At 65.9% G+C, this 13,728-nt stretch carries 11 protein-coding genes; 7 read left to right on the top strand and 4 right to left on the bottom strand.

Annotation, left to right across the window (positions count from 1 at the left end):
- Positions 1-43 precede the first annotated feature (43 nt).
- Positions 44-838 carry a hypothetical protein gene (locus M1E07_RS14210; protein WP_461187310.1) on the bottom strand — a complete coding sequence of 265 codons (795 nt, stop codon included), beginning with the start codon at positions 836-838 and terminating at the stop codon, positions 44-46.
- A 151-nt stretch (positions 839-989) separates the two neighbouring features.
- Entirely contained in the window at positions 990-1,523 is a 534-nt protein-coding gene (locus M1E07_RS14205) for a hypothetical protein (RefSeq protein ID WP_461187309.1), read from the bottom strand.
- A gap of 163 nt (positions 1,524-1,686) precedes the next feature.
- On the opposite strand from M1E07_RS14205, the gene M1E07_RS14200 reads away from it, so the two are divergent.
- The 7 genes from M1E07_RS14200 to M1E07_RS14170 all read left to right on the top strand — a co-directional run bounded on the left by M1E07_RS14200 (position 1,687) and on the right by M1E07_RS14170 (position 12,580).
- A complete protein-coding gene (locus M1E07_RS14200; protein WP_461187308.1) occupies positions 1,687-2,823 on the top strand; it encodes a GuaB3 family IMP dehydrogenase-related protein in 1,137 nt (378 codons plus the stop codon).
- A 103-nt stretch (positions 2,824-2,926) separates the two neighbouring features.
- The gene (locus tag M1E07_RS14195) at positions 2,927-4,663 is read left to right on the top strand and encodes a glycerol-3-phosphate dehydrogenase/oxidase (protein WP_461187307.1); all 1,737 of its coding nucleotides are present in this window, start codon (positions 2,927-2,929) and stop codon (positions 4,661-4,663) included.
- 41 nt (positions 4,664-4,704) lie between these two features.
- On the top strand, positions 4,705-5,193 hold the full coding sequence (locus M1E07_RS14190) for a PTS sugar transporter subunit IIA (protein WP_461187306.1): 489 nt from the start codon (positions 4,705-4,707) through the stop codon (positions 5,191-5,193).
- A 103-nt stretch (positions 5,194-5,296) separates the two neighbouring features.
- On the top strand, positions 5,297-6,154 hold the full coding sequence (locus M1E07_RS14185) for an SURF1 family protein (RefSeq protein ID WP_461187305.1): 858 nt from the start codon (positions 5,297-5,299) through the stop codon (positions 6,152-6,154).
- Entirely contained in the window at positions 6,151-6,657 is a 507-nt protein-coding gene (locus tag M1E07_RS14180; RefSeq protein ID WP_461187304.1) for a DUF3817 domain-containing protein, read from the top strand. The genes M1E07_RS14185 and M1E07_RS14180 overlap by 4 nt, the downstream gene beginning before the upstream one ends.
- An 86-nt stretch (positions 6,658-6,743) precedes the next feature.
- Positions 6,744-8,333 carry a glutamine-hydrolyzing GMP synthase gene (gene guaA, locus M1E07_RS14175; RefSeq protein WP_461187303.1) on the top strand — a complete coding sequence of 530 codons (1,590 nt, stop codon included), beginning with the start codon at positions 6,744-6,746 and terminating at the stop codon, positions 8,331-8,333.
- A 131-nt stretch (positions 8,334-8,464) separates the two neighbouring features.
- A complete protein-coding gene (locus M1E07_RS14170; protein ID WP_461187302.1) occupies positions 8,465-12,580 on the top strand; it encodes an AAA family ATPase in 4,116 nt (1,371 codons plus the stop codon).
- Between the two features lie 31 nt (positions 12,581-12,611).
- Here the strand turns inward: M1E07_RS14170 and cpaB are convergent, their stop codons facing one another.
- A complete protein-coding gene (cpaB, locus tag M1E07_RS14165; RefSeq protein ID WP_461187301.1) occupies positions 12,612-13,337 on the bottom strand; it encodes a Flp pilus assembly protein CpaB in 726 nt (241 codons plus the stop codon).
- Positions 13,338-13,426: 89 nt separating this feature from the next.
- Positions 13,427-13,699, bottom strand: a complete 273-nt coding sequence (locus tag M1E07_RS14160; protein WP_461187300.1) for an FmdB family zinc ribbon protein — start codon at positions 13,697-13,699, stop codon at positions 13,427-13,429.
- Between the last annotated feature and the right edge of the window lie 29 nt (positions 13,700-13,728).

Here is a 13,728-nt window from a genome sequence, read left to right as displayed (position 1 = left end):
TAAGTGATCATTTGGCGGCACAGGAGGAGGTTCAGGCGTTGCCTCAGCCGAAGCCGAGCTTACCGCCCACCCACCCGAGGGCGTCCTGGGCGCCGGAAGCCACGTCCTTGACGGCCCCCACCATTCCTGAACCGAAGTCCCAGATTCTCTTCGTGACGGGCACGTCGCCGGACATCATTCCGAGCAGTCCCCACCCGAGGGCAAGACCGCCCAGGACCACGCCGGCAGGTGCTCCAACGATGGTCCCTGTGGCAAGCAGGGCGGCCACGGACAGGCCGCCGCCGATCAAGCCGTCCGCGATCCTGAACGGATCCTTTCCCTCGATTCCGGAGAGGACATCCAGGACGCCGATGGCGCCGCCCAGCACGCCAAGAACTTTCCCGGCGCCTTTCATGAAGTCGAAAAACTTACTGACTCCGGCCTGGACCTGTGCGAGCTCCAGGTTCCAGTTGAACTTGTCAGCCACGAACAGCAAAGCCGTCGCAATACCTGACGCGGCGTCGCCGTCACCGACCCCGAATTTTTCCAGGAGCCACTCAATGCCTGAAGGCGCGTGCTGATAGTCCGGGTCAGTAAACGCATCACCCCAGGTGCGGTCCGGGCGGGAACCGGCTCCGGAGCCCGTGCTGCCCCCGGAGCCTGACGGCACCGCTGGGGAATCGCTGCCGCCGCCACTGGCCTGCTCCTGTTCGTCAGCGTGCTTCAGCAGTGAGGTGGACTGGCTTCGCAGGGACTCCGAGGCCTTGCTGAGCATCGGACGCAGGGTGGAGGACCACTCGCTGCGGAACCTGTCGCCGTCGGTGCCTTTCCAGACAGAAGACTGCACGAGCGAGTTCACGGTCGATTCCACACTCTTCAAGCTCGACCCGGACCTTGCCATTGAGTTGGACAGCGTCCGGAGCTCGTTAATGTCAGCCCCATACATAGGCGCCATGGTGTTCCCCCAAATTGTTCGCAGCATTCCAAGCGGTTCTGCTGCCAAAACTACGTTATTCCGCAGGCCGCCGCGATGGGGACGTCTCCCCGGCTGTGCCGGTGTCCACCACCGTAGTGCGGACCCTGGCGAGGCTGGGCTGCGGCGGGACACTGCTGAAGCCGAACTCCACCGGCGGCAGAATCGGGGACAACGCTCCGGCGTCGGCGCCGTCCCAGCTGACGACGGCGGAACTGATGCCGCGGAGGTCACTCACCCCGTAATACTCGTGCCGGCCGCTCCCGGCGGCTCCGGAGGTACGTGACCCACCGCTGAGAACGGCGGCAATCGGGCTGATCGTTCGCAACCAGCGGGGGTGGACCGCGAGGGGCCGGGGCACTGCCCGCAGCGCGCTGCCCAGCAGCGTCCTCCGGCCGAGCCGGGCGCGGACAGCCAGGGGGCCGGCGTCGACCGTCAACGGGCCCCGGGCCAAAGTGGTGTTGACCTCCAGCACCCGGACCTCATCGAAGCTGTAGGTGTCGGAGATGAAGCCGGCCACCTCCGCCGTGGGCGCGAGCAGCAGGCGGTGCCCGGATGGCTGCTGAACCATCACATCGGAGAAAGCGCCGAAGGGGGACCTGTGCCAGATGCCGACAACAGCACGTAAACCTGATCCGGTGCCAAGGCCGGCAATATGACCGTCAAATACCCAGCGCGATCCCATCCAGCCACTGTAGCTAAAGACAACAGTGTGGCTGGGATAACCTAGAGCAGTGACTTACGAGATCGAGATCGGCCGTGGCAAGCGTGGGCGTCGTGCCTATTCCCTGGATGACATTGCGATTGTCCCCAACCGTCGTACCCGCGACCCTAAGGACGTCTCCGTCTCCTGGCAGATCGACGCCTATCAGTTCAGCATGCCGGTCATCGCGGCCCCCATGGATTCGGCCATGTCCCCGGCCACAGCCATTGCCCTCGGCAGGCTCGGCGGGCTCGGCGTCCTTGACCTTGAAGGCCTCTGGACACGGTACGAGGACCCGCAGCCCGTCCTCGACGAAATCGGCGCCCTGGAAGACGAGACCAACAGCCCGGCCGTGACGGGCCGGATGCAGGAGCTGTACAAGGCCCCCATCCAGCCCGAGCTGATCACCTCACGCCTCGCCGAGATGCGCGCCGCCGGCGTGACCGTGGCCGGTTCCCTCACCCCGCAGCGCACGCAGGAGCACTACAAGACCGTGGTGGCCGCCGGCGTCGACATCTTTGTTATCCGCGGCACCACCGTATCCGCCGAGCACGTCTCCAAGGACCACGAGCCGCTGAACCTCAAGCAGTTCATCTACGAACTGGATGTGCCCGTGATCGTGGGCGGCGCGGCAGGCTACACGCCCGCGCTGCACCTGATGCGCACCGGTGCTGCCGGTGTGCTGGTGGGCTTCGGCGGCGGCGCCACCACCACTACCCGCCGTGCCCTGGGCATCCATTCGCCGATGGCGTCAGCCATTTCCGACGTCGCGGCCGCCCGCCGTGACTACATGGACGAGTCCGGCGGCCGGTACGTTCACGTGATTGCCGACGGCGGCATGGGAGCCTCGGGCGATATCGTCAAGGCAATCGCCATGGGAGCCGACGCCGTCATGCTGGGCAGCGCCCTCGCCCGGGCCGAAGAGGCGCCCGGCAAGGGCTGGCACTGGGGCCAGGAAGCCCACCACCTGGAACTGCCGCGCGGTGACCGTGCCAACGTCGGCACTGTAGGTCCGCTCGAGGAAGTCCTTTTCGGACCGGGACACCACACCAACGGAACCTCCAACCTCATTGGCGCGCTCCGCCGCTCCATGGCGACCACCGGCTATTCGGACCTGAAGGAATTCCAGCGGGTCGACGTCGTGGTTTCCCCTTACGCAGGGAATTGACGCGCGGCGGCGGGGCCCAATCCCTCCCTGCCGCCCTGCCCAAGCGTGCCGCAACGAAGTAGGGTGGTTGCACTACCGGGACTAGTGGCACTGGAGGCGTTCAATGAAGAGTGTTCCTAACGGTGGGGCCCTCGGCCCCGCAGCCAGGGAAGCAGCCATCCAACGGCTGCGGGCAACCGCGGAGCCGGGCCAGGAACTGGACATCCTGATTGTCGGCGGCGGCATCGTGGGTACCGGAGCGGCCCTTGACGCCGTCACCCGTGGACTGGACGTGGGGATCGTCGAGGCGAGCGACTGGGCTGCCGGGACTTCTTCCAGGTCCTCAAAACTTATCCACGGCGGCCTGCGCTACCTGGAAATGCTCGACTTTGGCCTGGTCAAGGAGGCGTTGCAGGAGCGCGGGCTGCTGCTCTCCGAACTGGCGCCGCATTTGGCCCGGCCGGTGCCGTTCCTGTATCCGCTGACAAAACCCTTTTTCGAGCGCCCCTACGTGGGCGCGGGCATAGCACTGTACGACGCCATGTCCGTCTCCAGCGGCCACAGCAGGGGAGTGCCGTTCCACAAACACCTCAGCAGGCGGGGTACGCTGCGGGCCGCGCCGAGCCTTAAGAACGACGCTTTTGTGGGCTCAATCCGGTACTACGACGGCCAGGTTGATGACGCGAAATACTGCGCCAACCTCATCCGGACAGCTGCCTACTACGGTGCCCATGCCGTGAACCAGATGGCTGTGGTGGACTTCCTGCGTGAGGGCGAACGCGTGGTGGGGGCCAAGGTGGTCAACCATGAGGACGGGACGCAGTTCAACATCCGGGCCAAGCAGGTCATCAATGCCACCGGGGTCTGGACGGACGAAACCCAGGCGATGGTCACCGACCGCGGCCAGCTGAAGGTCCGCGCATCGAAGGGAATTCACCTGGTGGTTCCGCGGGACCGTTTCCAGTCCACCGTGGGACTGATCCTCCGCACTGAAAAGTCGGTGCTGTTCGTCATTCCCTGGGGCCGGCACTGGATCATCGGCACCACGGACACCGACTGGCACCTGGACAAGGCCCACCCCGCCGCGTCCAGCAAGGACATCGACTACATCCTGGAACACGTCAACAAGGTCCTGAAGCGCCCGCTCACCCGGGAGGACGTGGAAGGCGTCTACGCCGGCTTGCGCCCGCTGCTGGCCGGCGAAAACGACTCCACCGCCAAGCTGTCGCGGGAACATGTGGTGGCGCACCCCGTCCCAGGCCTGGTGGTGGTGGCCGGCGGGAAATGGACCACGTACCGGGTCATGGCCAAGGACGCCGTGGACGAGGCCACCCGCACCATGGACGAACGGGTGCCGCCCAGCTGCACGGAAACCATCCCGCTGCTGGGAGCGAGTGGCTACAAGGCTGCCTGGAACCGAAGGAACCGCACGGCGGAGGAATCCGGCGTCCATGTGGCCCGGATTGAGCACCTGCTCAACCGGTACGGGTCCCTGACGCCCGAGGTGCTGGCCATCATCGCAGAGAACCCCGCCCTGGCCGAGCCGATTCCCGGTGCGGATGACTACCTGCAGGCTGAGGCTGTGTACGCGGCAAGCCACGAGGGCGCCCGCCATGTCAACGATGTCCTGACCCGGCGAACCAGGATTTCCATCGAGGCCTGGGACCGTGGTGTGTCTGCCGTGCCCGTAGTCGCTAAACTGATGGGTGACGTCCTTGGCTGGAGCGACGCTCAACGTGAGAATGAGGTCAGGCACTACATTGCACGGGTGGAGGCGGAGCGCCTCAGCCAGCAACAGCCGGACGACGAATCCGCAGACGCCGCCCGCCTGGGCGTGGAAGACATCGTGCCCCTGCGCTGAGGGGCCCGCAGCACCAGCATTGCTGACTGAAGGGATACGCCTTGGCGGAACCACTTGACCGGTACGATGCCGGCCTTACCACACCCGAAATGGTGATCCTGGAGCTTGAGGCAGCGGACAAAGCGGACGCCGCCACCCAGCTCGCGGAACGTCTCTTCGCCGCCGGGCGGGTATCGGATCTGCCCGGATTCCTCAAACACGTCAATGCGCGCGAGCACCAGCTGGCCACCGGGCTCCCGGGTGGAATCGGGCTGCCCCATGCCCGGAGCGAGTATGTGTCCCGCACCTCGATCGCCGTCGGCATTGCCAAATACGGCCACGCGCTGGACTTCGGCGCCGCGGACGGTCCGGCCACGGTGATCCTGCTGATCGCCACCCCGGCCAGTTCCTTCTCCGACCACCTCGAAGTCCTGGCCACCCTGGCCCGCTCGTTGTCCAAAGAGTCATTCCGCGAGTCGCTGCGTCGCGCCTACGATGCCGAAGTAATCGCGGAGCTCATCAATTCCAGCCTGGTGTTTTTCGACCACTGATGCCCGGTCGCGGTGCCCTTTCCCGTATGGCACCGCCGCCGGGCGGGACCGTCCGGCCCCCGGCGTTTAGTTGTTCTACAGCGGAACGAAGTACGGTTAAGACGTGTGGAAAACAGCCCTCAAACCCCGTTGGATCGCAGGTTTCATCTTCGCGATCGTCATTTCCGGGGTGTTCGTGCTGCTCAGCCAATGGCAATTCGGACGCTCCACCCAGCCGGAAGTGCCGGTCAACCCGGCCACCGAGCAGGTGCAGCCGCTGACCGGGACGCTTGAGCCCGGGGACTTCTTCCACGGTACCGACGCCGACCAGATGGTCAGTGCGCAGGGAACCTATGACCCGGCCAAGCAGGTCCTGGTCCCTGGCCGCCTGCACGGCGGCAAGACGGGCTACTGGGTAGTCTCCGCCTTCGCCGTCACCGGCGCCCCCACACTCAGCGGCGTTGCCGCTTCACCCAAGACGTGGATCCCGGTCGCGCGGGGATGGGTGGCGGACCCTGCCGATGCTCCAGCACCGCCCTCGGGCACTGTTGAACTCACCGGACGGCTGTTGCCGTCCGAAGCGCCACTGGCAGGGACGGCAGCCGCTCCCGGGCAAGCCACAGCGGTTTCAGTGGCCGAGCTGATTAATTACTGGGAAGTCAGCAGCTATCCCGGCTTTGTTGCTGCCACCGCGGAAATTGCCGGCGGTGCGGACGTCAGCCCCGCGGCGGTGCCCGGGGATCTCCTTCCCCTGCAGATCGGCCCGCAGCCGCCTGCCCAGCAGATCAACTGGCTTAACCTCTTCTACTCCCTTGAGTGGGTTGTCTTCGCCGGCTTTGCCCTCTTCATCTGGTGGCGGCTGGTCAAGGACGACTACCACCGGGATCTCGAGGAGCGCCTCGATGAAGATGATGACGACAGCCCGCTTCTTCCCGAACAGAACCAGCAACCTGAACAGAACCAGCAAAAGGTACAGCCATGATTGATCCGAAACCTGCCACCCCCGCCGCGGCCGCAGGCAGCAAGACTGCCAGCAAGAAGCGCCGCTTCGGCGGCACCGAGGCGCAGATCCGCTCGGCCCTGAAGTTCTACAAGGTGCTGGCCTACCTCACGGGCGCCATGCTGCTGCTGCTGTGCGCCGAACTGATTGCCCGGTACGGATTCGGACAATATCTTTTCGCCGGCGGCACCAACGCCGTGACCGGCCAGCCCTTCGGCTTTGGCTTTGCGGAGGCGGAGCCCAAAGGCGTGGAGGGCGGGGTAAACCTGTCCGTCACGGTCCTCATCGTGCACGGCTGGATGTATGTGGTTTACCTGATGTCGAACTTCCGGCTCTGGTCCCTGATGCGCTGGCCGTTCCTGAAGATGATCCTCCTGGCGCTGGGCGGGGTCATCCCGTTCCTGTCCTTCATCGTGGAGAAGAAGTTCCACGCCGAAGTTGAGGCGGAGCTCGCGGCGAACCCCCAGGCGCCGCAGAGGTACTAGGCACCGCCGCAGCGCGGGGAGTTCGCTGCGTCACAGCGCAGCTTCTCAAGGTGCGCCGGTGCAACGGCGGCCAGTAGGCTAGTACGGTGACTACTCCCACTGCATCCCAGACTTCCCAGAAGCCGGTGCTGGTTGTTGACTACGGTGCCCAGTACGCGCAGCTGATTGCCCGCCGCGTCCGGGAAGCGAATGTGTATTCGGAAGTGGTTCCGCATACCTACACCACCGAGCAGCTCCTGGCCAAGAATCCCGCTGCCATCATCCTTTCCGGCGGCCCCTCCAGCGTCTACGCTGACGGTGCCCCCAGCGTCGGCGCCGACCTTTTCGAAGCCGGTGTCCCCGTCTTCGGCATCTGCTACGGCTTCCAGGCGATGGCCAATGCCCTGGGCGGCAAGGTGGACAAGACCGGGCTGCGGGAGTACGGCTCCACGGAAACCACCATTCTCGGTGAGGGCCGCTCGGTCCTCGAGGGCATGCCCCAGCACCAAAACACCTGGATGAGCCACGGCGACTCCGTCCATGCTGCACCGGATGGCTTTGAAGTCCTTGCGACGACGGCGGGTGCTGAAGTAGCTGCCTTCGCCAACGAGGAAAAGGGCCTGTTCGGTGTCCAGTGGCACCCCGAGGTCAAGCACTCCGCCTACGGCCAGCAGGTCCTGGAAAACTTTCTCTTCAAGGGCGCCCGGCTGGAACCGAACTGGACCACGGGCAACATCCTCGAGGAGCAGGTGGAGCGCATCCGCAAGCAGATCGGCGATGCCAGGGTTATCTGCGGCCTGTCCGGCGGCGTGGACTCCGCGGTTGCGGCCGCTCTTGTCCAGCGCGCCGTCGGCGACCAGCTCACGTGTGTTTTTGTGGACCACGGACTGCTGCGCGAAGGCGAAGCGGAACAGGTGGAACGTGACTTTGTAGCCGCCACCGGCGTGAAGCTCTACGTCGCCAACGAGCAGGAACGCTTCCTGTCCGCCCTGGCCGGTGTCAGCGATCCGGAAACCAAGCGCAAGATCATCGGCCGCGAATTCATTCGCGCGTTTGAAGAGGCGGAACTTGCCATCATCGCCGAGGCAGCCGCCCACGGCGAGAAGATCAAGTTCCTGGTCCAGGGCACCCTGTACCCGGACGTCGTCGAATCCGGCGGCGGCGAAGGTGCCGCGAACATCAAGAGCCATCACAACGTGGGCGGTTTGCCCGAGGACCTGCAGTTCGAGCTCGTGGAGCCGCTGCGTGCCCTCTTTAAGGACGAAGTCCGCGCCGTCGGCGCCCAGCTTGGGCTGCCGCAGGAGATTGTGGGCCGACAGCCTTTCCCCGGACCGGGACTCGGCATCCGCATCGTTGGTGACGTCACCAAGGAACGGCTGGACCTGCTGCGCAAAGCTGACGCGATTGCCCGTGCCGAGCTCACCGCAGCCGGGCTGGACAACGAAGTCTGGCAGATGCCAGTGGTCCTGCTCGCCGACGTCCGCAGCGTAGGCGTGATGGGTGACGGCCGCACGTACGGCCACCCCATCGTGCTCCGTCCTGTTTCCTCGGAAGATGCCATGACCGCGGACTGGTCACGCCTGCCGTACGAGCTCCTCGCCAGGATCTCGAACCGCATCACTAACGAGGTGGAGGGTGTTAACCGCGTAGTGCTCGACGTCACCAGCAAGCCGCCGGGAACCATCGAGTGGGAATAGCCTTATGAGTGGCCGGCCTCCGGTGAAGGAGGCCGGCCATTGCTGTTTCCGCAGTGAAAACCTCCGCAATTTAGCCCGCTCCAGTGTTGCGGTCTCTCAACCCGGGCGTGGAAGCGGCTACGCTCGAACCTATGCCGGTATGGTCCAGGGCGTCACGTGCAAACGCAGAAAAGAAGGCAGAAGTGTCAGTTGGTCAAGGCCACCCGGAAGGCTCCGAGGAGCTCCGTAAATGGCTGTCCGGGCTCAAACCCGTCACCGGGGCGGATACGATGCTGCGCTTCACCAAGACACCCGAAGGCTCCATCGACCTGACGCATGCCCACCCGTCCGGCCTCGCCCAGCTCATGGCCGGGCGCAAGACCCGGCTTTCCACGCTGATCAGGGACCGCCAGCAGTACGTCGTCGCGGCCCGGGCTTCCCGCAACATTCGGTCCAAAATTTTCGAGCTCGCCAACGACCGCGGTGTTGACGCCGGCTATTTCTCCGCAGGCACGGTGGTATGGACTTCTGCTGTGGGCGGCAAGCCCCAGCGCATCTCGGCTCCGGTCATGCTCACGGCGATTTCGCTTACTGTCCGTCCGGGGGAGGACGACTACGAACTGCAGCTGACTGAGCAGGCGCACATCAACCCGGCCCTGGTGCGGCACCTGAAGAACACCCACGGGATTGTCTTCGACGTCAACGCCGTCACCCGCCTCGCCTACAGCACGGCCCGCTTCGATCCGCAACCAGTCCTGGACAAGCTGGCGGCACTCATCCGGCCCATCCACGGCGCCGAGGCACAGCACAACCTCCTGGTTTCCACCTTCGCAGACCTCTCCGGGAACCTGGACGATCCGTGGATCAACGATTCCAACCCGCTGGTGTCCGCCCTGGCCACCGCTGCAGGCGGCGAAGTGGTGGACTTCGACGAGCCGGATCCGTCCCGTTTTCCCTCATTGGACAGCAGGCACCCCCGCGACGAGATGCTCCTGCTGGACGCGGACGTTGACCAGCAGTACGTGATCGACGCGGCCCGTGCCGGGGATTCCCTTGTGGTCAGCAGCCCTCCGGGCACCGGCCAGACCCAAACGGCCATCAACACCATTGGTGCCCTGGTGGACGCCGGAAAGACGGTCCTGGTGGTAGGCGACCGGCGCGCCAGCCTTAACGAAATCTCGGGCCAGCTCGAAGGCCTGGGCCTTGAGTCCATCCTGTTCCAGCTGTCCGGGAACGTTACTCCGCAGCAGCTGAAGGGTCAGTTGGTCCGGGCGATCGTCCGCAACGAAAAATCCCTGGAACCCCAGCTCGGGAACCTGCACGACACCCTGACGGAGCACCGTCACGCGCTCATGGACCATGTCGCGTCCCTGCACAACATCCGCCAGCGTTGGGGCTGCTCGCCCTATCAGGCCATGCAGTCGCTCGCTGAGTTGACGTCGATCCACCCTGCACCCGCCACTACAGTGCGGCTTAAGCGCAGTGTTTTGGACAGCATCCGGGACCGGGATGAGGTTGCCGGCAGGCTCCGGCGCGCCGCCGAGCTGGGCAGCTTCAGCAAGGCATCCACCACCAGTCCCTGGCACGGCGCACGTCTCCTCACCCGCAAGGAGACCGAGGAAGCCCAGGACCTCGTCCGGTCCGTGGAGAAGAGCCTCCCGGCCTTGCGCGAACGCATGAATGCGGTGGCGGAGCACGCGGAAATCCGGCTTGGCGCCTCCTTCGCAGAATGGGGCGAACAGCTCGAGCTCCTCGTAGCCGTGCGCGGGAGCCTGGACAAGTTCACTCCGGACATCTTTGACCGGCCGGTCACTGACCTCATCTCCGCCACCGCGCCGTCAGCCTGGCGCCGCGAACGGGGCATCGAGTTGACTGCAATGCAGCGTTCGCGGTTGCGCAGGGTGGCCAAGGAGTATGTGCGGCCCGGCGTCCATATTTCCGATCTCCACAGCTCGCTGGTCCTGGTCCAGGAGCAGCGGGCCCTGTGGGCTGGCTACGCCACCACCCAGCGCCACCCGGCTGTGCCGTCCGGGCTTGCCGAAATCAACGTGATGTACCGCGCCCTGGAACGGGAACTCACCCAGCTGGGCGAGGCGCTCCGGCACACGGAGGCGGGCGGCGCGCTGTCCGCTGCCCGGTACGAAAAGCTGATGGAACGGCTTGAGCGGCTGGTGGCTGATGTAGACACCCTCAAGACGCTGCCTGAGCGCACCCTCCTGGTGGAGAACATGCGCGAGCACGGGTTGGGGGAGCTCTTGGCTGACCTGGCGGAACGCGAAGTTCCGGCAGGCTCGGTGGCCGCGGAACTTGAACTTGCCTGGTGGCAGTCGGCGCTCGAGGCAATGATCAGCGGGGACGACTACCTCGCCATGTCCGACGGTGACGCCCTGCGGCAGCTGGAGGCCGAATACCGGCTGGCGGACAACGCGCATATCGCCAGCGGCGCAGCCCGGCTGCGCTGGGACCTGGCCACGCGGTGGCGGGCCGGAATCGCCGCCCACCCCCGTCAGGCGGACCTCCTGCGCAGCCTCCTCAAGGACGGCAGGGTGTCCCTGCCCGCGCTGACCGCACAGGCTCCCGACCTGATTGGCACTCTCGTTCCGGTCTGGTCCGTCAGCCCCTATTTGATGACCGGCCTCCTTCCCGCGGAACAGCGCTTCGACGCCGTGGTCATCCTCGACTCCGAAGCGACATCCCTCCAGGCGGTGCTGCCATCCATCGCCCGCGCCCGCCAGGTTATTGCCTTCGGCGACGCCATGATCGCCAGCCCTCGGACCTTCACTGTGGGCGTGGAGCGGCTGGCAGCAGGCGAGACGGCACACCAGCGGGTGGAGAGCGCTTTCAAGGCGCTCTCGGCAGTGCTTCCGGTGTGGCGGCTGAACTTCGTTTACCGCGCGGTAGATGAGGACCTGGTCCTCCAGCTCAGCAAGAACTTTTACGACGGCGCGCTGCGCCGCCTTCCGGAGGGCCAGTCCGCCACCGGCCTGGACCGGTCCCTGTTGGTGGAGTACCTGCCGGATGGCACCGGCCTTCCCAGCGCGGACCACGAGGGCGTCGAATCGGTGGTGGCCGAGGTCAACCGGGTGGTGCAGCTCGTCTTCGAACACGCCCGCACGCGCCCCCGCACGTCACTGGCAGTAGTCACGGCCAGCCTCCGCCATGCCGCCCGGATCGGCGAGTCGATCCGGCTCCAGCTGCCCAACCACCCGGGCCTCGCAGGTTTCTTTGGCGCCGGACCCGAGTCCTTCCGCGTCGTAGACCTGGAACGGGCCCAGGGCTTGGTGCGCGACCACGTCATTTTCTCGCCGGGCTTCGGACGTACCCCGCACGGCCGTGCCCTGCACAACTTCGGTCCGCTCTCCGCCGAAGGGGGCCGGGAAAAATTTGCCCTGGCCATAACGCGGGCCCGCAGGTCAATACACGTCCTGACCTGCTTCCGGCCGGAGGACCTGGACCACACCCGGCTGACGCACGGCGCGGTGGACCTCTACTCACTGCTGGACCGCGAAATCGCGGGAAATACGGACTTGGGAACTCCCGCTTCCCGTGCTGCGGCCAGCGAACAGGCGCTTGGCGCCGATCCCTTGGTCGCTGACCTGGGGGACCGGCTCCGGGCACGCGGCGCACGGGTCTGGCACCAGTATGATGGCGCTATTGATGTCGTGGCGGCCGCGGATCCCCTGAACACCATGGGACGCGACGAGACCGACCTGCCGTGGCCGGTGGCTATCGAGTCCGACGGCACCCAGCAGTACCGCACCATGAGCGTGCGCGAACGAAGCAGGCTGCGGCCGCAGCTGCTGGAGCGGCTGGGGTGGCGGTACATGCCGCTGTGGACCATTGAGGTCTTCACTGATCCTTCAGCCTGCGCCGACCGGATTGCCGGCTATTTGGGACTTGAGCGGGTGGTGCTTCCCGGCCGGACGGCAAGCTCAACAGGGTTCCTTGACGACGACGTGGACCAGGCGCTCAATGGTATCGACGCCGGGGAGCAGGCGCGCCGCCGGCCACAGGACAAAGACTTGGACAGCAAGGAGGTGGTCCCCGTGGCCCCTGAAGAAACCGGCTCCACGGACGGGCAGTCCGTCCCCGTTGACCCGGCACCCGAAGACGAACAGGACAAAGAGCAGGGCAAGGGTCAGGGGCAGGACGGGACGCAGGGCATTCTGCCCACCAAGGCTTCGGAAGATGACCCGAGGCGCTGGGGCGATGCTGACGACGACCATGATGCCTGGCTGAAGGAGCAGAAGCCGCCGCACTGGGGCTGACGCGCCGGGGCTGACGGTTAGCTCGGGGTGGCTAGGCGCCGACCAGGACGAAGAACAGCTTGCCCTGGGTGGAAGCACCGGCCAGGCGGGCAGCCTGCTCCGCGCTGGCCGCCACTACTATAAGCCCGTCTGTTTCGGCGGTGCCCAGCCACTGCCCGTTCCCGCCGCCCTTGCCGGAGGTCCACAGTACCGGGACAGCTGTTGCCAGGATTTCGGACGGCGCCTGCTGGTCAAAGCCGTTGCCTGCCGTCAACACCACGTTGACCAGCTGCCCGGGTGAAACGAGCTGGATGGATGACGGATCAGCCATTCGAAGGGGCACGGCCGCCGAGCCCGGAGGCGTGCCGGCCAAAAGCCCGGGACCGAGCAGTTGGGCGTCCGTCAGCAGCTGGCCCTTGCGCAGCGGAGCCGCCAGCTGTTTACCGGCCAACTCGCTCTCCTCGTCCAAAAAGCCCGCGGCCATCATGGCCGGCGGCACCTGCACATGGGCAAGGTCTGACGCTGCCATTGCCGAGCCGGCGGGCAGATCCCTCGCGGCGGCAAGGGCGGTGACCGTGTGGAGGGGCGCGGGGGTGAGCTGATGCACGGTGATCGAAGCCGCCGCACACAGCAACAGCGCCACTGCGAGCCGCCGGTTCCGGCCCAGCCAGCCGCCGAACCGGACCGCTGCGGACCTGCGGCCGGAGCTGCCGTGACGGCGAGGGATGCGCGGGTTGCGGGAGGCAGCCCGGCCGGGGCGGAGGAGGTTTATAGGCATGCGCCTACGCTATGGCTGCGGGGATTGCCGCAACAGGAGTGCGGCACGCTATGTGGACAAGCCGGTCCGGCCGGCGTCGAACAGCCTGTTTAGCTGGCTGCGGCCGCCGGAGCGGACGCGGCGGGTGCCGCAGCAGGAGCGGGCGCGGCAGCCGCCGGGGCCGGCGATACGGTGCTTCCCTTGGAGTCCCGGGAATCGGTGCGGTAGAAGCCGGATCCCTTGAAGACAACACCGACGCTGTTGAACTTCTTGCGCAGCGTTCCCTGGCACTCCGGGCACGAGGTCAAAGTGCTGTCCGAAAACGACTGGACGATGTCGAAGGCATGGCCGCAATCCTTGCAGGCGTACGCGTACGTTGGCACTAGTGCTCCTCCTCTTGGGCAAACGAGAG

It is taken from the genome of Arthrobacter sp. Z4-13, from assembly GCF_054792705.1.
This window is presented reverse-complemented; position numbering and strand designations above follow the sequence as displayed.